The 20,572-nt window shown below is 33.9% G+C and carries 21 protein-coding genes; 9 read left to right on the top strand and 12 right to left on the bottom strand.

Annotation, left to right across the window (positions count from 1 at the left end; genetic code table 11):
• Both J0M08_13550 and J0M08_13545 read right to left on the bottom strand, forming a co-directional pair.
• The coding region (locus J0M08_13550; protein MBN8704088.1) for a YitT family protein at positions 1 to 498 on the bottom strand (498 nt) is incomplete at its 3' end.
• A 34-nt stretch (positions 499 to 532) separates the two neighbouring features.
• The gene (locus J0M08_13545; GenBank protein ID MBN8704087.1) at positions 533 to 1,450 is read right to left on the bottom strand and encodes a WD40 repeat domain-containing protein; all 918 of its coding nucleotides are present in this window, start codon (positions 1,448 to 1,450) and stop codon (positions 533 to 535) included.
• Positions 1,451 to 1,636: 186 nt separating this feature from the next.
• On the opposite strand from J0M08_13545, the gene J0M08_13540 reads away from it, so the two are divergent.
• From J0M08_13540 to J0M08_13530, 3 genes are all read left to right on the top strand, one after another.
• The gene (locus J0M08_13540) at positions 1,637 to 2,506 is read left to right on the top strand and encodes a sigma-70 family RNA polymerase sigma factor (GenBank protein MBN8704086.1); all 870 of its coding nucleotides are present in this window, start codon (positions 1,637 to 1,639) and stop codon (positions 2,504 to 2,506) included.
• Between the two features lie 76 nt (positions 2,507 to 2,582).
• On the top strand, positions 2,583 to 3,230 hold the full coding sequence (locus tag J0M08_13535) for a ribulose-phosphate 3-epimerase (protein ID MBN8704085.1): 648 nt from the start codon (positions 2,583 to 2,585) through the stop codon (positions 3,228 to 3,230).
• A 1-nt stretch (position 3,231) separates the two neighbouring features.
• The gene (locus J0M08_13530; GenBank protein ID MBN8704084.1) at positions 3,232 to 3,591 is read left to right on the top strand and encodes a CrcB family protein; all 360 of its coding nucleotides are present in this window, start codon (positions 3,232 to 3,234) and stop codon (positions 3,589 to 3,591) included.
• A gap of 21 nt (positions 3,592 to 3,612) precedes the next feature.
• On the opposite strand, the gene J0M08_13525 is transcribed toward J0M08_13530, so the two are convergent.
• Positions 3,613 to 4,023: a hypothetical protein gene (locus J0M08_13525; GenBank protein MBN8704083.1), complete on the bottom strand. Its 411-nt coding sequence runs from the start codon at positions 4,021 to 4,023 to the stop codon at positions 3,613 to 3,615.
• Positions 4,024 to 4,238: 215 nt separating this feature from the next.
• Here J0M08_13525 and paaA point away from each other — a divergent pair, with 215 nt between their 5' ends.
• From paaA to paaC, 3 genes are all read left to right on the top strand, one after another.
• Positions 4,239 to 5,183, top strand: coding sequence for a 1,2-phenylacetyl-CoA epoxidase subunit A (paaA, locus tag J0M08_13520; protein ID MBN8704082.1), 945 nt, complete (start codon positions 4,239 to 4,241; stop codon positions 5,181 to 5,183).
• A gap of 32 nt (positions 5,184 to 5,215) precedes the next feature.
• Complete coding sequence (paaB, locus tag J0M08_13515; protein ID MBN8704081.1) at positions 5,216 to 5,509, top strand: 1,2-phenylacetyl-CoA epoxidase subunit B; 294 nt, start codon at positions 5,216 to 5,218, stop codon at positions 5,507 to 5,509.
• Between the two features lie 64 nt (positions 5,510 to 5,573).
• A complete protein-coding gene (gene paaC / locus J0M08_13510) occupies positions 5,574 to 6,332 on the top strand; it encodes a phenylacetate-CoA oxygenase subunit PaaC (protein MBN8704080.1) in 759 nt (252 codons plus the stop codon).
• 91 nt (positions 6,333 to 6,423) lie between these two features.
• Here the strand turns inward: paaC and J0M08_13505 are convergent, their stop codons facing one another.
• Positions 6,424 to 7,821, bottom strand: a complete 1,398-nt coding sequence (locus J0M08_13505; protein MBN8704079.1) for an arginine decarboxylase — start codon at positions 7,819 to 7,821, stop codon at positions 6,424 to 6,426.
• Positions 7,822 to 7,923: 102 nt separating this feature from the next.
• Here J0M08_13505 and J0M08_13500 point away from each other — a divergent pair, with 102 nt between their 5' ends.
• Genes J0M08_13500 through J0M08_13490 form a run of 3 tightly spaced genes read left to right on the top strand, consistent with a single transcriptional unit; the run spans position 7,924 to position 11,641 of the window.
• Complete coding sequence (locus J0M08_13500; protein ID MBN8704078.1) at positions 7,924 to 8,880, top strand: arginase; 957 nt, start codon at positions 7,924 to 7,926, stop codon at positions 8,878 to 8,880.
• A 15-nt stretch (positions 8,881 to 8,895) separates the two neighbouring features.
• Positions 8,896 to 10,683, top strand: coding sequence for an arginine--tRNA ligase (locus tag J0M08_13495; protein ID MBN8704077.1), 1,788 nt, complete (start codon positions 8,896 to 8,898; stop codon positions 10,681 to 10,683).
• 19 nt (positions 10,684 to 10,702) lie between these two features.
• Entirely contained in the window at positions 10,703 to 11,641 is a 939-nt protein-coding gene (locus J0M08_13490; GenBank protein MBN8704076.1) for an alpha/beta hydrolase, read from the top strand.
• 10 nt (positions 11,642 to 11,651) lie between these two features.
• Here the strand turns inward: J0M08_13490 and J0M08_13485 are convergent, their stop codons facing one another.
• The 8 genes from J0M08_13485 to J0M08_13450 form a co-directional block, all read right to left on the bottom strand.
• The gene (locus J0M08_13485; GenBank protein ID MBN8704075.1) at positions 11,652 to 12,521 is read right to left on the bottom strand and encodes a cation transporter; all 870 of its coding nucleotides are present in this window, start codon (positions 12,519 to 12,521) and stop codon (positions 11,652 to 11,654) included.
• A 107-nt stretch (positions 12,522 to 12,628) separates the two neighbouring features.
• Positions 12,629 to 13,405 carry a metallophosphoesterase family protein gene (locus J0M08_13480; GenBank protein MBN8704074.1) on the bottom strand — a complete coding sequence of 259 codons (777 nt, stop codon included), beginning with the start codon at positions 13,403 to 13,405 and terminating at the stop codon, positions 12,629 to 12,631.
• Positions 13,406 to 13,438: 33 nt separating this feature from the next.
• On the bottom strand, positions 13,439 to 13,906 hold the full coding sequence (locus J0M08_13475) for a hypothetical protein (GenBank protein ID MBN8704073.1): 468 nt from the start codon (positions 13,904 to 13,906) through the stop codon (positions 13,439 to 13,441).
• A gap of 28 nt (positions 13,907 to 13,934) precedes the next feature.
• Positions 13,935 to 14,267, bottom strand: coding sequence for a winged helix-turn-helix transcriptional regulator (locus J0M08_13470; GenBank protein ID MBN8704072.1), 333 nt, complete (start codon positions 14,265 to 14,267; stop codon positions 13,935 to 13,937).
• A 71-nt stretch (positions 14,268 to 14,338) separates the two neighbouring features.
• Positions 14,339 to 14,764: a hypothetical protein gene (locus J0M08_13465; GenBank protein MBN8704071.1), complete on the bottom strand. Its 426-nt coding sequence runs from the start codon at positions 14,762 to 14,764 to the stop codon at positions 14,339 to 14,341.
• Between the two features lie 75 nt (positions 14,765 to 14,839).
• Entirely contained in the window at positions 14,840 to 16,927 is a 2,088-nt protein-coding gene (locus J0M08_13460; GenBank protein ID MBN8704070.1) for a S9 family peptidase, read from the bottom strand.
• A gap of 171 nt (positions 16,928 to 17,098) precedes the next feature.
• On the bottom strand, positions 17,099 to 18,871 hold the full coding sequence (locus J0M08_13455; GenBank protein MBN8704069.1) for a DUF885 domain-containing protein: 1,773 nt from the start codon (positions 18,869 to 18,871) through the stop codon (positions 17,099 to 17,101).
• Positions 18,872 to 18,932: 61 nt separating this feature from the next.
• Positions 18,933 to 20,572 (bottom strand): DEAD/DEAH box helicase (locus tag J0M08_13450; GenBank protein ID MBN8704068.1); only part of this gene is annotated, 1,640 nt, incomplete at its 5' end.

Raw genomic sequence — 20,572 nt, 5'->3', positions numbered from 1 at the left:
TCCGTCTAGAACACCCCCGCCTCTTACAGCAAAGCCAATTCCCATGCCAAGAAAAAAACCTCCAAAAACTGCTACCAGTAATTTATCGGATGTAATTACGGGATATGGGATAAATGAAATTGCGAGAGCTAATCCTGTAATTGCCAATATACTTTTTATGGCAAAAGGTTTTCCTATTTGAGTATATCCTAGAATTATAAAAGGAATATTTATTAAGATTATTAGTAACGGAAGTGGGTAGTTTGATATTTTGGCAGTTAAAAGTGAGATGCCCGTTACACCGCCATCAATAAAAGAGTTAGGGAGTAAAAAACTTTCTAAACCAAATCCTGCAAATATAATTCCAGTAATTAGAAGGAAGCTATCTTTAACTAAATGTGTTGCAGAAACTTTTAACTCAAACAATTCTTTTGCAACGCTATAATTGTTTGACTTATGAAGTCTGCTTCTTGGAATAAAAAGTTTTAATATTCTTTTTGTGATAGACCCTCTAGACATAATTGGTAATATACAAAATTGATAGAAAAGTAACTCAATTCGAAACTTTCCAAATCATTATTTTTTTATCATCACCTGCAGAAATAAGGTAATTGTTAAAGCTACTCCACAATACTTTATTTACGGAGTTTGTATGGCCATCTAGTTTTTCTTTATTTATTCGTATTAAAATGTCGAATGTTTCAGCATTCCAAAGTTTAACTGTCTTGTCTCTACTGGCAGTTGCAAAAAGAGTTGCATTGTTCGAAAAATCTATCGAATAAATAGCAAAATTATGAGCAGCAATTTCTTTTACAAGGCTAAAATTGCTGTTAATATCCCAAATTCGGAGGTGCGCATCTCTACCGCCAGATACTAAATATCTGCTATTAGGATGGAATTTTACTGCATTGCAAGATAGCTGGTGGGCAGATATTGTTTGTATTTCGGTTAATGTTTCAGAATCCAAAATACGAATGGAGCCATCTCCGCAAGCAATGGCAAGTAGTTGGTTTTTGTAGTCTATTGCACGTACTTTTTCTACGCACATTACTTTTTTGTAAGTAAGGGTATAAGTATTTAGATTAACAACCGATATACTTCCGTCTGCCGATGCCGCAATTAGTTTATCTTTTATCTGTTTAAGGGAAAATATGGCTTGAGAATGATGAAATAGAACTTTGAACTCTTTTTTAGCAGTTAAATCTATAAAGTAAATTTTTCCTGATTGCGAACCAACATAAATGGTTTTTCTTTCGATATCGTGGACAATAGAATAAATAGTTTCGGGTAAGTTAATATAAAAATTAGTTGGTTGGAATGTAGATAAATCCCATTGGATTATCTGTTTATCGATTGACCCTGAGTATATTATGTTCGGTTGGGCAGCATTGTTTAGTTCATAAATGGATGCCTTATGACCAACTAATTCAGATATCTTTTCAACATTTAACAACATTTTTGATTTTGCCACTTGTCATGGGGATATTTTGGGGGTAAATTTACGATGAATTTTAGAATTAAGAGTTATTTAGACAATACATAATTTCCTGCTTTTCTTTTGATTATCAGTTTATTGTATTCGAGTTAAAACTTTTTGATTTTAAATACAACAAAATAAGTGTACTAACGTTTTACTAATATAACCTAAGCAAAGAATATGAGACAACTTAAAATTACCAAGCAGATTACTAATCGTGAAACTGCATCGCTTGATAAATACCTACAAGAAATTGCCCAAGTAGACTTAATTACAGCCGATCAAGAGGTTGAGTTGGCTCGTAGAATTAAAAAAGGCGATCAAGCTGCGTTGGAAAAATTAACCAAAGCTAACTTACGTTTTGTTGTTTCTGTTTCTAAACAATACCAAAATCAAGGATTGAGTTTGCCCGATTTAATTAACGAAGGAAACTTAGGTTTGATAAAAGCGGCACAACGTTTTGATGAAACAAGAGGTTTTAAATTTATATCTTATGCAGTATGGTGGATTCGCCAATCTATATTGCAAGCTTTGGCAGAACAGTCTAGAATTGTGCGTTTGCCTTTAAATAAAATCGGATCAATTAATAAAATAAACAAAGCATTTTCGCAACTAGAGCAGGTTTTTGAACGAGAGCCGAGTATTGATGAGATTGCAAAAATTTGCGAAATGACCGAGAACGATGTAAAAGAGTCGATGAAAAATACCGGTCGTCATGTTTCTATGGATGCTCCTTTATTATCGGGCGATGAGAGCTCAAGCAACATGTATGATGTTATGGAAAGCAATGAACATCCTAGTCCGGATAAAGAACTGGTAAAAGATTCGTTGCGAAAAGAGATTGATAGAGCTCTAACTACACTTACTTCCAGAGAATCGGATGTGGTTAAATTATATTTTGGGTTAAGTGGAGGGCAAGCTATGACATTGGAGGAAATTGGAGAGCGATTTGACTTGACTAGAGAGCGTGTTCGTCAGATAAAAGAAAAAGCAATTCGTAGATTAAAGCATACCACACGAAGCAAAATGTTAAAAGCATATTTGGGATAATATTGTTTTTAGTTTATTAAAAAAAAGAGGAGCATTAGCTCCTCTTTTTTTATCTTTAGATAAATAAGATTTTACTATGTTATTAGCTCCATCTATTCTTTCTGCCAATTTTGCTCAACTTGGCAATGACATTGAATTATTAAACAAAAGCAATGCAGATTGGATACATGTAGATGTAATGGATGGTGTTTTTGTTCCCAATATATCCTTCGGGTTCCCTGTTTTAAAGTCGATTAAGCCCATTGCTAAAAAGCCATTGGACGTGCATTTAATGATAGCTAATTGCGATGCTTATCTTACCCAGTTTGCCGAAGTTGGAGCTGCTCAAATAACCGTGCATTATGAAGCTTGTACACATTTACACAGAACTATTTCTGAGATAAAAAAAATAGGTGTAAAGGCAGGAGTTGCTATTAATCCACATACTTCCGTTCAATTATTGGCTGATATTGTTACTGAAGTTGATTTGGTTTTGGTGATGAGTGTTAATCCAGGTTTTGGCGGACAAAAATTCATAGATAACACCTATTCAAAAATATCTGAGTTGAAAGAATTACTAACAAGAAAAAACTCCAAAGCATTGATAGAAGTAGATGGAGGCGTGGATTTATCTAATGCGCAAAATCTTATAAGCGCTGGTGCAGATGTGTTAGTTGCTGGGAATGCTGTTTTTGGAGCCGATGACGTTTTGGCTACCATCAATAAATTTAAGGCAATCAAGTAGAATGAATCAGTTGTTATATGTATTTGTTGGAGGTGGTTTGGGGAGTGCTATTAGATATTTAATTGGAAAACTAGTAGAAAAACTAGGGACGTTTTCGTTTCCAATACATACATTTTTTTCGAATGTTTTAAGTTGTTTGCTAGTAGGCTTATTTCTATATTTTTTTCTTCCTAAAAATGAGCAATATGGCAATTACAGAAATTTTGTAATTGTAGGTGTTTGCGGAGGATTAAGTACTTTTTCAACTTTTAGCTTTGAGCTACTAACTATTTTGAAATCCGGAAATTTTTTTCTTGCAGTGGCTTATATGTTGCTGAGTTTGGCAACCTGTATCGGAGTTTTATATTTTTTTGCAAAGTAAGTGCTAATTAAAAAAAATAATTTACTGCACATATCCCTTTATCTCTATTTCGGGCACGTATGAGTTTTTTATAACATAATCTCGCAGTGTATCATTTACATAAACAAATACACCATAACTTAAATTGGTTGGATTTGAATAGTTGGTGTATTTTACTTTGATGTAATATTCCTCCGCACCATTTTGAATATGCGTTGCAAACCAAGTATTTCCGGTAAGTTGGCTGCCATTTGTGTTTGTTACAGTTATTTCTTTTTCTGATTTATTATCGGTGTTGTAATCGGAATTATATAATATAGAAACTTCGTTGTTAGGAAGTACGATTACTTCATACTGCACTTTTTTACTTGAAATAACAACATCTTTTTTACAGCCTATAAATAAAGTGGCAACTATAGTTGAAAGAAAAAAAAAGGAGTGTTTGTACGTCATAAATAGTAATTCAAATGTAATTTATTTTGGGTTGGTATGAAAACTGTAATTTACTTTTCGTTTAGGTATATAAGTAAGTAGCTCTTTCTCCTTTCCTGCTTACCTATTTCATCGAAAGAACCTTATTTAAATTGAACTGTTTTATTGATTAAAATCATTTTTATAACCTCTTACTATTCGTTATATTTGTTTAAATACTAAAAAACAACCTACTCATGGTTACGACTAATCAATTGGAGCAAAATTTTGATGCTAAGTTAGCTAGAAATGAAAATATAGAACCTAAAGATTGGATGCCGGATAATTACAGAAAGCATTTAATAAGACAGATTTCTCAACACGCACATTCCGAAGTAGTTGGAATGCTGCCAGAGGGCAATTGGATTACTCGTGCTCCAAGTTTGCGCAGAAAGATGGTGCTATTGGCTAAGGTTCAAGATGAAGGCGGACATGGACTTTACTTATACAGTGCAGCGGAAACACTAAATATATCTCGTGATGAGCTATTGGAGCAGTTACACACTGGAAAGGCTAAATACAGTAGTATATTCAACTACCCAACATTAACATGGGCAGATATAGGTGCAGTTGGTTGGTTGGTTGATGGTGCAGCTATTATGAATCAAGTTATGTTGCAAAGAACTTCTTATGGTCCGTATTCTCGTGCTATGGTTAGAATTTGTAAGGAAGAAAGTTTTCATCAGCGCCAGGGGTACGAGTCAATTGTAACATTGACAAGAGGCACAAAAGAGCAAAAAGAAATGGCTCAGGATGCGCTAAATAGATGGTGGTGGCCAAGTTTAATGATGTTTGGTCCGCCTGATGCAGAATCGCCAAATTCGGCAAATGCAATTAAATGGAAAATAAAAAGAGAAACAAACGATCAATTGCGTCAACGTTTTGTAAATCAAACAGTGCCTCAAGCAGAGCTTATTGGACTTACAATTCCGGATAAAAATTTAAAATGGAATGAGGGAAAAAAGGGATACGATTTTTCTGAAATAGATTGGACAGAGTTTTACAATGTAATTAATGGAAATGGTCCGTGTAATAAAGAACGACTAGATGCTCGTATTAAAGCGCATGAAGATGGTGCTTGGGTAAGAGAGGCAGCAGCTGCACACGCAGCAAAAAAAGAAAAAACGCCAATGGCAGCTTAATTATTCTACTACTAACTAAAAGAAATCAATCAATGGCAACGAATAATAATCAAGGCCCACTTTGGGAAGTTTTTATGCAAACTAAACCCGGTCAGCCGCACAAACATTGTGGAAGCGTTCACGCACATGATAAGGAAATGGCTTTGCAAAATGCACGAGATGTGTATTCTCGAAGAAATGAAGGAACCAATTTGTGGGTTGTTCCGGCTAATTGTATTGTAGCTTCTTCTCCGGAAGATATTGGTTCGTTCTTTGAACCTTCTAACGATAAGGTGTACAGGCATCCTACATTTTATGTGCTGCCGTCCGGAATTACACATATGTAATTGCGACTTCTATTTTAATGGGCTAGAATTTTTTAATTGATTTACTTATTAACTCGAATTTTGAATGACAAAACAGGAGGCTTTATATAACTACATTCTTCGAATAGCAGATAATAATATGCTTTTGGGGCAACGATTATCTGAGCTTTGTGGGCATGGTCCATTTTTGGAACAAGATATTGCTACTAGTAATATTGCGTTAGATTTAATTGGCCAATCCAATGCCTTGTATACTTATGCAGCACAGGTAGAGGGAAAGGGCAGGACAGAAGATGATTTAGCTTTTTTAAGAACCGAACGAGAGTTTTACAATACACTATTAGTGGAGCAGCCTAATATAGATTTTGCGCATGTAATGGTGAGACAATTTTTTGTTGATGCTTTTAATTTGTATTTTTTTCAGGAGTTAGCAGCAAGTAAGGATATTACAATTGCTGCAATTGCAGCAAAATCAAACAAAGAAATTAGTTACCACATTAGGCATTCTTCTTCTTGGATAGAAAGGCTAGGCGATGGCACAAAAGAAAGTAATACTCGAACGCAAAATGCTATCAATGCTTTGTATCGATTTACTGGAGAGCTTTTTGAGATGAATGCAATAGATGAATTGTTGATAAAAGAAGGTGTTGCGGTCAATTTAATGGGCTTCAAGTCAAAATGGGATAATTTAGTTAAAGAAACATTCGTAAAATCTAATCTTACACTTCCGGAAAACACCTTTATGCAACGGGGTGGGAAAGAAGGCAAGCACAGTGAATACATGGGACACATTTTAGCAGAAATGCAATATTTGCAGCGTTCCTTTCCCGGTGCTAAGTGGTAATAGTGGTATAAGCTATAGCATATACTGTCTAATTACAGTTTAATTGAAAATAAAGTAATTGAGGTTTTTGCCAAATTAAGGCAGCCAATTATTAATACCCTAGCGTTTTCAGCATCGATTTATAGCTTTGTTCCTTTGCAAAGAGTTTTGTAACAAGCTCTCCATCCTCAGTTCTGTCAATTAAAACATGTTTTGGGGCTGGAACAAGGCAATGTTGAATTCCTCCATAACCTGCAAGAGATTCTTGATAGGCGCCAGTATGAAAAAAGCCAACATATAACGGTTCGTCTTCTTCCATATTTATTTGAGGTAAGTACACCTCGTTGGTGTGCGCTTCCCTGTTGTAATAATCTAAGCTATCGCAAGTTAAACCTCCTAAATTTACTCTGTGGTGCGGTTTATCCCATTTGTTTACTGCCAATAAAATAAATCGTTGGTTTATTCCCCAAGTGTCTGGCAATGTGGTTATGAAAGAACTATCAATCATATACCAAAATTCACGATCGTTTTGTTGCTTTATATCAATGATGGAATAAAGAGCAGCTCCGCTTTCGCCAACTGTAAACGAACCAAATTCGGTAAAAATATTAGGTTCTTTTACCTTATTTTGGGTGCAAAATGTTTTTATTTGAGATACAATTTCTTCAATCATATATTCGTAATTGTATTCAAAACCTAAAGATGTTTTTATGGGCAATCCACCTCCAATATTAAGCGAATCTAGTGTAGGACATATTTTTTTTAATTCTGCATATACATTCAAACATTTAGCAAGCTCCGACCAGTAGTAAATAGTATCTTTTATTCCGGTATTGATAAAGAAATGGAGCATTTTAAGCTCGAACTTCGGATTGTTTTGTATTGTTTCTTTGTAATAAGAGGCAATATCCTTGTATCTAATACCCAATCTGCTTGTATAAAAATCAAAGCTAGGTTCTTCTTCAGAAGCAATACGGATACCTAATTTACACTTTCCCTTAACGTGTTTTTTGTAATAATCTATTTCTGTTTTGTGGTCTAATACAGGAATTACGTTTGTAAAGCCCTCGTTAATAAGTTCGGCAATGTATTGCTTGTATAATGGTCGTTTATAGCCATTACAAACGATAAACATATCTTTCGAAATCTTTTTTTCTTTATAAAGTTCTTTTAAAATTGGAATGTCGAATGCAGATGACGTTTCTATATTTATCTCATTTTTAAGGGCTTGCTCCAAAACAAACGAAAAATGAGAGCTTTTTGTGCAATAACAATAATTATATGTACCCTTGTAATCGGCTTTAGCCATAGCCACATTGAATAGCTTTTTGGCTTTTTGGATTTGGGAGCTTATCTTTGGGAGATAGGTAATTTTAAGTGGTGTTCCATATTGCTTAATAATATCCATCAAAGGAATATCATTAAAATAGAGTTCATTATCTACTGTGTGAAATCCCTCTTGAGGGAAATTGAAAGTTTGATTAATGAGGTCGTTATATGTTGTTTTCATGGGAATAATGAGTTGATGTAACGTACTTGCTTTTACTTTTTTTTGCAAATGTAAGTAACTTGGATTGATAATTAATATTAAATTTTAATTAATTAGTAGGGTATGAGAAATATAAAGTTGATAGAAGTAAAATCGGAAATTGGAGCTGGTACAAATGGTGCCAGTATGGGGCCTGACGCTATAAAGGTAGCGGCATTGGACTTTGGAAGCCTTTATTTTAAGCGTTACAAGCCTGTAGAGATTCCAAACGAGAATAAGTTGTTGTTCGAACCGGTTGTAAACTATTATGCAAAGCGTATTAAAGGTGTTTATACTGTGTTAGAAAGGGTTGCCAAAGAAGTTGAAAAGACAATGACTGTAAATAAGGCTTTCCCAATCATACTAGCTGGAGATCATAGCTCTGCCGCAGGAACCATTTCCGGTATCAAAATGGCTAATCCAGATAAGCGACTTGGTGTTATTTGGATTGATGCTCATGCAGATATGCATTCTCCTTACACAACTCCTTCGGGTAACATGCACGGAATGCCGTTATGCATGGTTTTAGGTGAAGATAATCAGGAACAGCGTCTTAATAATCCAATTGAAGAAACTATAGAGTATTGGGAAAAGGCTAAAAAATTAGGAGGTATTTGCCCGAAGATAGAATATCCCGATTTAGTTTTTATTGCTGTTCGTGATTTTGAATCACAAGAGGAATTTTTGATTAAAAAGAATGCTGTAAAAAATTTTCCGGTATCGGAAATTCGTAAAAAAGGTGTTGAGCGTATTGCAATAGAAGCCTTGAATTATTTAGATAAATGCGATCTAATTTATGTTTCTTTCGATGTAGATAGCATGGATTCTAGTATATCTAAAGGAACTGGAACGCCTGTGCCTAATGGAATTACAGAGAAAGAAGCAGGTAGTTTGATATTTTATTTGATGCGTAGTAGAAAAATATGTTGCTTCGAAATGGTTGAAATAAACCCTACACTCGATAAAGATAATTTAATGGCCGAAAATGCTTTTGAAATTTTACAAAAAGCAACCAATCAACTAACCAACGATTTTTACTAGGAGAGGATTAAATATATGTTAGAGCAAATAGTAAAACAGCATGTTGTAAAGGCCATACATGAACTATACAGCGCAGAAGTAAGCAGCGAAACAATTTCTTTTCAGCATACCAATAAGGAATTTGAAGGAGACACCACATTGGTAGTTTTCCCATTTCTGAAAGTGTCGAAAAAAACACCAGAACTAACGGCTACGGATATTGGCAATTACTTGCTTTCTAATTGCACGGAAGTGCGTTCGTTTAACGTGGTAAAGGGCTTTCTTAACCTTGTAATTAAAGATTCGTATTGGCTTAGTTATTTGGCAAAAGTGTATGCCGAGGCTTCGTTTGGGCATGTTATTGCAACACCACAATCTCCAACGGTTATGGTGGAATATTCTTCCCCAAATACGAATAAGCCTTTGCATTTAGGGCATATTCGGAACAATTTACTTGGATATTCTGTAGCTGAAATTTTAAAAGCAGCCGGTAATAATGTTATTAAGAGCAATTTAATAAATGATAGAGGAGTTCATATTTGCAAGTCGATGTTGGCATGGCAACGATGGGGAAATGGAGAAACTCCCGAATCATCAGGCCTAAAAGGTGATAAGCTGGTGGGAAAATATTATGTAGAGTTTGATAAGCACTATAAAAAGGAAGTTGAAGAGCTTGTTACTAAAGGTGTAGCAAAAGATAGTGCGGAAAAGCAATCTCTCTTAATGCAAGAGGTGCAGGAGATGCTGCGCAAATGGGAGTTGGGAGACACCGAAGTTAAAACTCTTTGGGAAACAATGAATAGCTGGGTTTACAAAGGATTTAATGAAACATACAATAAATTAGGCGTTAATTTCGATAAAATTTATTATGAGTCGAATACGTATTTATTAGGTAAAAAAATTGTAGATGAAGGGCTTATAAAAGGTGTATTTTATAAAAAAGAAGATGGCTCGGTTCGTATAGATTTAACAAATGATGGGTTAGACGAAAAAGTTATTTTACGTTCAGATGGCACGTCTGTTTATATTACGCAGGATATAGGAACTGCAATTGAGCGTTTTAAAGAGTTTCCTGCACTAACCAAGCTTATTTATACCGTAGGAAATGAGCAAGATTATCATTTTAAAGTTTTGTTTTTAATTCTAAAAAAATTAGGATATAAATGGGCGGAGGAGTGTTATCATTTGTCATATGGAATGGTTGATTTGCCATCGGGCAAAATGAAATCTCGTGAAGGTACGGTGGTGGATGCAGATGATATAGTTGATGAAATGGTTGTAACTGCTAAAGAAACAACCGAGCAATTGGGCAAGATAGATGGTTTTACAAAAGAAGAAGCAGAAAAATTATATAAGCAAATTGGTTTGGGTGCGCTTAAATTTTTCTTGCTAAAGGTTGATCCTAAAAAGCGTTTATTGTTCAATCCTCAGGAATCAATTGATTTTAATGGACATACGGGGCCTTTTATTCAATATACATTTACACGAATTCAGTCAATACTGCGTAAAGCTAACGAACAAGGTGCTGTGTTTTCTTTGGATAATATATCTTCTCTTCATTTAAAAGAGAAAGAACTTATAAAATTAATGTATGAGTATCCTATTGTAATTAAAGAAGCTGCTAAGAAATACGACCCTTCACACATTGCAAATTACACGTATGAACTCGCAAAAGTATTTAATCAGTTTTACCACGAGTGTTCTATTTTAAAAGAGGAGAATGCAAATAGCAAATCGTTTAGGCTTTGTTTGTCAAATAAAGTTGCTGAGATAATAAGAAAATCAATGCTTTTGTTAGGTATAGAAATGCCTGAAAGAATGTAAAATATAAAATAGAATTCCATTGAAAAAGGTTGCCAAATACACACTTTACACCCTACTTGTTTTGTTTATTTTTCTGAATATTGTTGCATACCGTCATTCGGTAAGCTCTACAACCTACGAAAATTGTAAGAACATTAAAATAGCGCTTGATAAGTTGAGTACTTCACAAAAACTGAAGATGGCATTATCGGGTATGACTCTTTGTAAATCATCCAACGATAGCACACTTTCTGTACCTTATAAAACTATAATCGTAAATAGTAACAATTATCAGCTAGAGTGCTGGAAAGCCACAAACGATAGTACTAAAGGAACTATGATTTTATTTCATGGCTATGGTACCTGCAAATCATATTTAAAAAATCATGCAGAATTTTTTTATAAAAAGGGGTATACTGTTTTTTTAGTTGATTTTTATGGAGCAGGTGGTTCTTCCGGTAATTCAACAACCATAGGATACAATGAGGCAATTAATGTAAAAGATGTATTTGATTTTGTAGAGAAAGGCGGAGAGGAAAATATTTATATCTATGCCCAATCGATGGGAGCAGCAGCTACTCTAAAAGCAATAAAGGACTATGGTATTTCTCCTAAAGCTATTTTATTGGAAAGCCCTTTTGATAAGATGTATGCTGCCGTTACTGCTCGCTTTAAATTATTGAAAATTCCTCCTTTCCCTATGGCAGCAATGCTAACCTTTTGGGGTGGCGTAAAAGATGGCTTTTGGGCATTTAACCATAATCCAATTGAGTATGCACAAAGTGTAAATTCTCCTGTATTGCTAATGCATGGAATGTTAGATACACGGGTTTCGAAAGAAGAGACCGAACGTATAGCAGATAGTTTTAATAAACGCCCAGAAACAGTATATTTTCAAAAAAGTGAGCATTGTAAATTTTTAGTAAACGATAGAGTAGAGTGGGAGCACACTGTACTTGATTTTCTTGCTAAAAATTAAATTCAACTTCTTATATATTCGGCTCAATGTGTATTAGCACATGTCCTAATTCCGGAATCTCTTTACGGAGGGTATCTTTAAGCACATGAGCAATGTGATGCCCTTCTTTTACACTAATGGTTCCGTCAACGGTAGCATGTAAATCTACATGGTATTTCATGCCGGCTTTTCGTATAAAACATTTTTCTGTTGCAATGATACCATTTACAGTTAATGCAATATTTCGAATGTTATGAATTAAGTCATCATAAAAATGTTCATCCATTATTTCACCTAAGGCTGGTCGGAAAATACGGTAACTATTATAAAGTATAAACGCAGAAGCAAAAAGAGCCGCCCAATCTTCAGCGGTTTCGTATCCTTTGCCTAGTATAAGCGCAACGGATATTCCAATAAATGCTGCGATAGAAGTAATAGCATCGCTTCTGTGATGCCACGCATCAGCCTTTAAAGATGAGCTATTAGTCTCTTTACTTTTTTTAATTACTAATCTGAATGAAATTTCTTTCCAAATTATGATGGCTCCTAAAACAAATAACGTGTATGGTTTTGGCAGCTCGTGCGGAGTGTTAATGTTTATAATGCTTTCGTGTGCAATGAACAAAGCTGAGGCAACCAAAAAACCTACTACTAAAAATGTTATAATGGGTTCAATTCGTCCATGTCCATACGGATGATTTTTATCGGCAGGTTTGCTTGCATACTTTAGTCCAAATAGAACTAGTAGAGAAGAAAAAATATCGGTGGTAGATTCTATTGCATCTGCAATGAGTGCATACGAATTTCCAAAATAACCTGCTATTCCTTTTATAACAGCCAAACACGTATTTCCTATAATGCTAAAGTAGGTTGCTTTTATTGCATTGTGTTCGTTTGTCATTTCTGGCTAATTCTATTTTTCCGCCTCTATTGGGTTTAACTAAAGATAATGATTATGTATCGGTATTTCAGAAATTGTTATATATCTATCGAAACTTAATTTTCTTATCAGTAGCCTTTTCTAAGCATATCCGCATATTCGTTTGGAAGGATACTGTTTTCGATTGCTTTAGCAGCTTCTTCTATTTGGTAAGGGATTCGTACAAATTCAATAGTAAAACTATTTTTGTCGAATACATTGCTCTTTTCATTTAGTGTAAGAATAGCGTAACACCCCAAAGGGTTTCCATCTTTTGGCTTCCCAACAGAACCTATGTTTATTGCGTGTCTATAAGCGGAGTTGCCATCTTTTTCGTATTCAAAAATTCTGTGATAAGGTTTGTGCGTGTGTCCAAAAAATAGCAGGTCGGCATTGGAAGATTCCATAATCCGTTTCATGCTTTTTTCATCGCGGTCTTCAAATAGATATTCGTTTATTTTTCTTGGACTTCCATGTACCAGTAAAATTGTAAATGAATTGTTATTTAACTGGTATTCTAGTCGGATATGAGCTGGAAGTGTTCGTAAGAATTGTCGTTCCTCGGCTTTTATAAGTTTATTGGTAAAAGATATAGATATGTTTCCCATATCTTTTTCTGCTTCTGATTTATAAGCGCAGCCGCAATCATCAGAATTTCTGCCAACACCAAAGTCATAATTGCCGGCTATTGTAGGAATTTTTCTTTTTCTAATTTCATTTATTACTTCATTGGGCCAAATATTGTAGCCAACTAAATCTCCTAGACAATAAATTGTATCTATTTTTTTTTCGTCTACATCACTAAAAAATGCTTGCAATGCTGGAAGGTTAGCATGAATATCACTAAAAAGAGCAATTCGAGTCATAAGATAACATTTGTATTTTTAAAACATTTGTCTTTAACAACACTTACCTCCCGGTTTGCAAGTGTTTTGCGTTTCCAAATTAACTAAATTGAGTTTTATTTTTTCGGCTGGAATTCCACAATTGTCTTTTGCAAGGCAATCGGTAAAGGTGGGGGTTAGTACAAAAGTAGCTCCATTATAATCTAAGTTGTATTTTTCAACTGTTTTGCCTTGGTATTCCACTTCAATTTCAGCGTTTTCAATACCTAATTTTTCTTCAGAAAGTTTTATAATGTTCAAGAGCTTTGTTGGTTTAAGTCTATGGTCGATATCATTTGCGTTCCAAAGCTGAAAATTTACTTTTTTTTCTGTTCGAATAATTCCCCCACAGTCAATAAAATGTTTGGTTACCATTCCAATCTCTGTTACATGAAAATGCTCTGGAACAGAGGCTCCGTCAGGCAATTTAAAAATTAGATTTTCTGTGTTTGGTAAAATGGATTTAACTTGTTCTAGTGTCATAATATTTGTTTTTAGTTGTTTATAAGTATCAGCAGCAGTTTGCTCTTTTCTTTTCTAGTTTAGAGCTAATGCTGATAAAGTAGTCCTTAATTTTTTGAATTGCTGCTTCATCAATGCAGTAGCAAATTGCGTTGCCTTCAATTTTTCCTTTAATGATACCGGCTGTTTTTAGTTCCTTTAAGTGTTGTGAAATGGTAGGTTGTGCCAAGGGTAATTCGTTTACAATATCACCGCATATACATGAATCTACTTTTAGTAAATATTCAACAATTGCAATTCTCGCAGGATGTGCTACAGCCTTTAATAGCTGCGTAATTGTATTTTGCTTCTCTGTAAAATATTCGTTTTTGGTAGTGCCCATAACATATTTATATATTGCAATATTACGATAAATAATTGAAAGTAAAAAGTATTTAAAATATTTTTCAATATTTACTTTTTGTATTTTGAATTTACCTTGTGGAAATTTTGTTCGTACAAAGTGCCGCAATCACCAATTAGTAAGGTTAATTTTTTCTCATCTATAAAAAGCACTTTGTTTCTGCTTTCTCCGGGAGGTTTGTTATTGGAGGTAGTTAGGGTAATAAAAATAATATCGCCTTGCACTGGGTCTATTTGATAATGACCGGTAGAGGCAACCTTTTCAATTAAAAGTTCGAATTGTAGCGAATCTATAAAGGTGATTACTATGCGACCTTTTCCCTGTGTAGGTTTTAAATTCATGTTGTCGCAAATTTTGCCTGTACCATAATCAATTTCCCAAGTTCCAATTAGTTGTTCTCTCGAAAAAGGCACTTGAGCGTATGTTTTATACGTACATACAAACAATAGTAATAAGGCGAATATGTTTTTTTTCATGTGTGTGTATATTTTATTTTAACGATTATAATAAGAACATTCTATAATTTCTCCTGTATCTCTAGTTATTCAAAGTTAGTTCTTCTTTAAGTGATATAAAATAAAATCATACATATCTGATTTCTCTTTGAGTAGGCTTTTAAAACTATTAAATGCTCCCGAATGACCTGCTCCTTTTTCAACCCTTAAAAGAATAGGATTTTCCTGTGCTTGCCTATTTTGAAGTTTTGCAGCAAATTTATAGGAATGTAAAGGAGGTACTCTGTCATCAAATTCTGATGTCATGATTAATGTTGCTGGATAATTTACATTATCCTTAATATTATGTAAGGGGCTATAAGAGTATAGATTAGTAAATCCAACAGAATCTTTAACACTTCCAAATTCGTCCGTATGTACATTTCCAACTGTAAAATTCTCAAATCGAATCATGTCAAATACGCCCACTACAGGTACGGCAACTTTAAATAATTCAGGCCTTTGAGTCATTGCAACACCAACTACTAAACCTCCGTTAGATCCTCCAGTAATTGCTAATTTATCAGGACTTGTATAACCTTCTTTAATAAGATATTCTGCCGCAGCTATAAAATCTTTGAAAGAGTTAGGTTTGTTTTTCCCTCTGCCTTGTATTTCCCATACTTTGCCCTTATCTCCACCACCCCTTATATTGGCGAAAGCAAATATACCTCCTGAATTTAAAAAGTGTACAATACCCTCGTCAAAATGAGGTTTTTCAATTACACCAAATCCGCCATAAGCCTTTAAAAGTGTTGGATTATTTCCATTTAAGTTTATTTCATTTTTATAAACCATAGACAAAGGTACTTTGGTGCCATCGAAAGATTCGTATTCCAACTCTTTTACTTTAAATTGTTTAAAATCAAAATTGACAACAGTTTCTCGTAAAGGGTTTAATTCAAAATTTTGCGTATTAAGTATGTAAACCATTTTAGGTTTAGTATATCCTTCGAATGAAAAGAGCAGTTCCTTATCTGTCTTCTCTCCATTGAATCCACTTACGGAAAATCCGAAAGAAATTGGTATAACCTGAAGTTCATTTCCTTGGTAATCGAAAAACACAATTTGCTGTTTGCCATTTGATAGGTAAACGGTTATTATTTTATCTTCTAATAGTTTAACTTCCATTAATAATGCTGAACTATATTCCGGTACTACTGTTTTCCAAATTCTTGGATTTGTAGGGTTAAGTTTTATAATCATCCCATTATTTCCATCCCTTCTAGTAAATGCAATTAAGTCAGTTCCATTATTATCAAGTATTGATAAGTCATCTTTAATTGGAAGTTTTATCATTAAGGGTTGTAGTACAGGTGTTTTAGATTGGAAGTCGATATAGTAAACGTTTATTATCGAATTTTTTTCATCGACTTCTTTTAGGATAAAAAATCTTTCGTCAGAAGTGGTACATATTTCAAAATATGCATCCGGATTATTGGCACGTTTGAAAACAAGTTTATCTGCCTCCTGTTCTGTACCTAGCTGATGATAAAATACTTCTTGCCCTTGAGTTTTACCGATTCCGTTGTCAGGGTATTTTGAATAATAAAATCCGTCATCTTTCCATGCAATAGTGGAGAATTTTACATTTTTTAAATGATCATCTTTGTGAATCCCGGTTTTTATATTAACTACTTTTATTTCGCACCAATCGCTTCCATTTCTACTAAATTGGTATGCCAAATATTTAGAATTAAGCGATACTTCATAATCTTCAATCAGAATATTGTCTTTTGTGGATATAAAATTTGGGTCAACCAAAATAGTTGGGTCATCTTTAAATGAGTTTTGAACAAATAAAGCCGGAACTCCGAAATTGTCATAGAATGAAAGCTTAAAATAGTAATCCTTGTGCTTTATTGGATTATCATAGTCTACATAAGCATACTTATCTATTAAAAAGTTGGAATTATGTTTAATTGCCGCTTTTTTTATTTCATTTTTGGTTAAAATATTCTGTTGGTCAACCCATTCTTTGCAAATTGAGTCGTTTATGTTTTCAAGCCACCGATACTCATCAATAACTATCTTGTTGAAAAATGTATCTAGTACATTTTCTTTATGAGTTTTAGGATAATCAAGACGTTGAGAATAAATCTGTTCAGAAAACAATATTATCGCTAAGAGAAAAAGAAGTCTCATTTTACTTTAGTTATTTTGTTATCCAACCTGCGTTTATACGAAAAAATATATTTTCAATAAATCTATTTTAAAGATTGGATTTATACTACTTAAAGGAAATGTATCATTCAAGTCTTGCTATATAATAAAACAAAGGTGTTCTTAAAAAAATGCTTAGGAAAGGATTTATTTTTACTTATTTTTTTCAAGCATCAACTCCCTAATGTACTTTACCGGGGCACTTCCATAACTTAAAAATTTCTCGTGAAATTCTTTAAGGTTAAATTTTTCGCCTTGTTGTTTTTTAATTTCTTCTCGTAAGTCGTATATTTCGGTGTAGCCTGTAAAGTAGGAGCAAAGCTGTACTTGAGTTAATGTTGCACGTCTCCATTTGCCTTCTGCTTCTGCTTTTTCTTGAAATGCTTCATTTATAAGTAAATTTAAAGCATCTTCTTTGCTCATGTTTAGAGTGTGAACACTGTAGTCTAAAATTGTATTGCATGCAGCTCGCATGTGCCATTTGTAATACATCAACCACATTTCTGCTTCATTATTTCCATATCCTTCTTCTAGCATCATACGCTCTGTATAAACAGCCCAACCTTCTACCATGGAGCCATTTCCCAAAATACTTTTTATAATGCTTGGTGAATTATTACTATAAATTAATTGCGCATAATGTCCGGGCAGTGCTTCATGAATATTTAATATTTGTAATATATAATGATTGTATTCTCTTAAATAACTTTCTGCTCTATCTTTTGGCCAAGATACAATACTACCCACATTATAATAAGTGTTCCCATTTTTATCATACGGCCCGGGAGAAGAAACAGATGCTCCTGCCACACCAGCCATATATTCCGGCTCTTTGCGAACTACTAGTGGTTTCGAGGGATCTAGGTATAGTAAGTTTTTTTCGTTAATGAATTTTACTAACTCTGGAATTTGTTTTTCTATAGTTGTTTGAAAAGAGTCGGGAGTAGTATGTTTATTAGATATTTGAGCAATTACTTCTCTTATTATTTCTAAATCGGAAGTTGGCATTGCTTTTTCTCTTAAATATTTAGGCCACAATTGTTTTGCCAGCTTGGCCATTTCGGCATGTAATTCAGTTTTACGCGCGAGTGCTTTTTTATAGATTTCTTCGGAGGTGTAACTGCTTTGAATATCGTATTGGAATTTTTTAGCATGTAATTCTTTTCCTAACCTAAAGCTGCGTGCTGTTTTTTCATTTAGTGTAGGTAAAACATCTTTTTGTAGCCAAGCAACAAAATTATCAATAGTGGCAAGTGTGTTTTTTATTTGCTCATTAATGTTGTTTTTATCCGATTCAGATAATTTAGACGCGTTAATTGAGTCTTTTAAGGAAACACTAAATACCTCTGCAGAACCTGCTATTTGCTGAATGGCTAAATTGGTGTGCTCAATGGTTGGATTATAGATATTCTTTTTAGCTGCTTCATAAAAGGCAGGAATTTGAGCCATTTTTGTAGTTGCATTCTTTAGCTTGCCTTCCAATGAATTTTCTTTATCACTCATTACTTGCATAAATGCATCACCCAAGTTATAGTTTGCCGGATTCCATTGCCATGACTTTAGTTCGGTTATGCCAAATATGGTTCCTTCTAATTGGCTTTTTATAATGTAATAATCTGTTTTATTAGAATTGTCGAGTGATTCCAATGCATAAGAAGCAAGTGAATCTAATTCTTGTTTGCAAAAAGCAATTTCCTTATTTCTAAATTCTTCGGTAGGAGCAACTAAAATAGAATCGTATTTGTGAAATCCCATTCCTGTAGCCCAATCCGGATAAAGTTCCCACATACGAAGAATAAAATTTTCTTTGTAACGAGTAAATTGTTCGTTAGTCGAATTGTTATTTTCTGTGGTATTGTGTTTGTCTGATTTATTGGTACAAGCAACTAATGCGATTGTTAAAAAAGAGAAAATAATTTTTTTCATAAAATAAATATATTGAGAATTGGATTATACTAACTGCAAATGAAATTTACAACACCCGAAATTAAGAAATAATGGGTAACAATGCCAATTTAGCACTTTCTATAGATTTAATATTTTCAAAAGTTAGAGTCAACCTATTATTGTTTTCTTTCATTTTGCATAATCGCTGATTTTTCTGAACGAATCCGAGCACTTTTGTAAAAACCTCGGATTGATAATATGGAGAATCTTGTTTGGTAATAAAATAGCCAACCAGTTTAGTATTCTTCAAAATAATTTTTTCAAAGCCAATTTCAATGGCAATCCATCTTAGTCTGATAGTATTGATTAATTCTACAGTCGATTTAGGTAAATCTCCAAATCTATCTTTTAGTTGTTTTTCAAATTCTTGTAATTCGTCCTCTGTTTTGCAGTTATCAAGTGTTCTGTATAGTGATAAGCGTTCTGATATTGTATTTACATAGCTATCCGGAATTAATAATTCCATGTCTGTTTCTATTTGGCAATCTTTTATGTATTGATTTATTGGCGTTGGACTTAAATGCTTGTTTTCTTCAGCATTCACCCTAAATTCTTCATTCTCCATTTTTAATTCCTCTAACGCTTCATCCAATATTTTTTGATACATTTCATAACCTACCTCTGTAATAAATCCACTTTGTTCGGCACCAAGCAAATCGCCAGCACCACGTATGTCTAAATCTCTCATCGCAATCTGAAATCCGCTGCCTAAGTCAGAAAATTCCTCCAACGCCTTTAATCGTTTACGAGCTTCTTCAGTAAGTACAGAAAAAGAAGGTATTAGTAAATAACAAAATGCTTTTTTGTTTGATCGCCCTACACGTCCGCGCATTTGATGTAAATCGCTTAGGCCAAAATTTTGCGCATCATTTATAATAATAGTATTTGCGTTAGAAATGTCTAATCCCGATTCTATGATTGTTGTTGCTACCAATACATCGTATTGTCCTTCCACAAAGTTGAGCATTATCTCTTCCAATTTATCTCCGGGCATTTGTCCATGTCCAATACCAATCTTTACATCCGGACAGAGTTTTTGAATAACTCCTGCTACTTCTTGAATATTTTGTACTCTATTGTGAACAAAAAAGATTTGACCTCCGCGCGATACTTCGTACATGATAGCATCTCGAATCATCTCTGCATTATTAGGACTTACAACTGTTTGAATTGGATACCTATTTGCCGGTGGTGTATTAATTACAGATAAATCTCTTGCACCCATTAACGAAAATTGCAAGGTGCGTGGAATTGGGGTGGCCGTAAGTGTTAATGTATCAACATTTGTTTTAAACGTTTTCAATTTGTCTTTTACTGACACTCCAAACTTTTGTTCTTCGTCAATTATTAATAGTCCTAAATTCTTAAACTTAACATCTTTACCTACTATTTTATGAGTACCAATCAGAATATCAATTTTCCCTTCTTCTAACTTTTTAAAAATCTCTTTTTGCTCTTTTGCACTTCTAAAACGATTTATGTAGTCTATGCTACACGGGAAATTTTTTAGTCGCTCTTTAAATGTTTTGTAATGTTGCATGGCCAAAATAGTAGTTGGGACAAGTACTGCAACTTGTTTGCTGTCGTTAACTGCTTTAAATGCAGCACGTATGGCTACTTCTGTTTTCCCAAAACCTACATCTCCGCACACTAATCTATCCATTGGAGATAATGTTTCCA

Source organism: Bacteroidota bacterium, from assembly GCA_017303975.1.
Taxonomy (GTDB): domain Bacteria; phylum Bacteroidota; class Bacteroidia; order JAFLBG01; family JAFLBG01; genus JAFLBG01.
Note: the sequence above shows the minus strand (reverse complement) of the source record. Positions and strands in the feature narration are given on the sequence as shown.

What these genes read in the sequence shown, in the direction of transcription:
- J0M08_13530 (MBN8704084.1), top strand. Translation starts at nt 3,232, where the DNA reads ATGAATCAGTTGTTATATGTATTTGTTGGAGGTGGTTTGGGGAGTGCT.
- J0M08_13480 (MBN8704074.1), bottom strand. Translation starts at nt 13,405, where the DNA reads ATGACTCGAATTGCTCTTTTTAGTGATATTCATGCTAACCTTCCAGCA.
- J0M08_13535 (MBN8704085.1), top strand. Translation starts at nt 2,583, where the DNA reads ATGTTATTAGCTCCATCTATTCTTTCTGCCAATTTTGCTCAACTTGGC.
- paaA (MBN8704082.1), top strand. Translation starts at nt 4,239, where the DNA reads ATGGTTACGACTAATCAATTGGAGCAAAATTTTGATGCTAAGTTAGCT.
- J0M08_13500 (MBN8704078.1), top strand. Translation starts at nt 7,924, where the DNA reads ATGAGAAATATAAAGTTGATAGAAGTAAAATCGGAAATTGGAGCTGGT.
- paaC (MBN8704080.1), top strand. Translation starts at nt 5,574, where the DNA reads ATGACAAAACAGGAGGCTTTATATAACTACATTCTTCGAATAGCAGAT.
- J0M08_13470 (MBN8704072.1), bottom strand. Translation starts at nt 14,267, where the DNA reads ATGGGCACTACCAAAAACGAATATTTTACAGAGAAGCAAAATACAATT.
- J0M08_13465 (MBN8704071.1), bottom strand. Translation starts at nt 14,764, where the DNA reads ATGAAAAAAAACATATTCGCCTTATTACTATTGTTTGTATGTACGTAT.
- J0M08_13455 (MBN8704069.1), bottom strand. Translation starts at nt 18,871, where the DNA reads ATGAAAAAAATTATTTTCTCTTTTTTAACAATCGCATTAGTTGCTTGT.
- J0M08_13460 (MBN8704070.1), bottom strand. Translation starts at nt 16,927, where the DNA reads ATGAGACTTCTTTTTCTCTTAGCGATAATATTGTTTTCTGAACAGATT.
- paaB (MBN8704081.1), top strand. Translation starts at nt 5,216, where the DNA reads ATGGCAACGAATAATAATCAAGGCCCACTTTGGGAAGTTTTTATGCAA.
- J0M08_13475 (MBN8704073.1), bottom strand. Translation starts at nt 13,906, where the DNA reads ATGACACTAGAACAAGTTAAATCCATTTTACCAAACACAGAAAATCTA.
- J0M08_13540 (MBN8704086.1), top strand. Translation starts at nt 1,637, where the DNA reads ATGAGACAACTTAAAATTACCAAGCAGATTACTAATCGTGAAACTGCA.
- J0M08_13525 (MBN8704083.1), bottom strand. Translation starts at nt 4,023, where the DNA reads ATGACGTACAAACACTCCTTTTTTTTTCTTTCAACTATAGTTGCCACT.
- J0M08_13485 (MBN8704075.1), bottom strand. Translation starts at nt 12,521, where the DNA reads ATGACAAACGAACACAATGCAATAAAAGCAACCTACTTTAGCATTATA.
- J0M08_13505 (MBN8704079.1), bottom strand. Translation starts at nt 7,821, where the DNA reads ATGAAAACAACATATAACGACCTCATTAATCAAACTTTCAATTTCCCT.
- J0M08_13495 (MBN8704077.1), top strand. Translation starts at nt 8,896, where the DNA reads ATGTTAGAGCAAATAGTAAAACAGCATGTTGTAAAGGCCATACATGAA.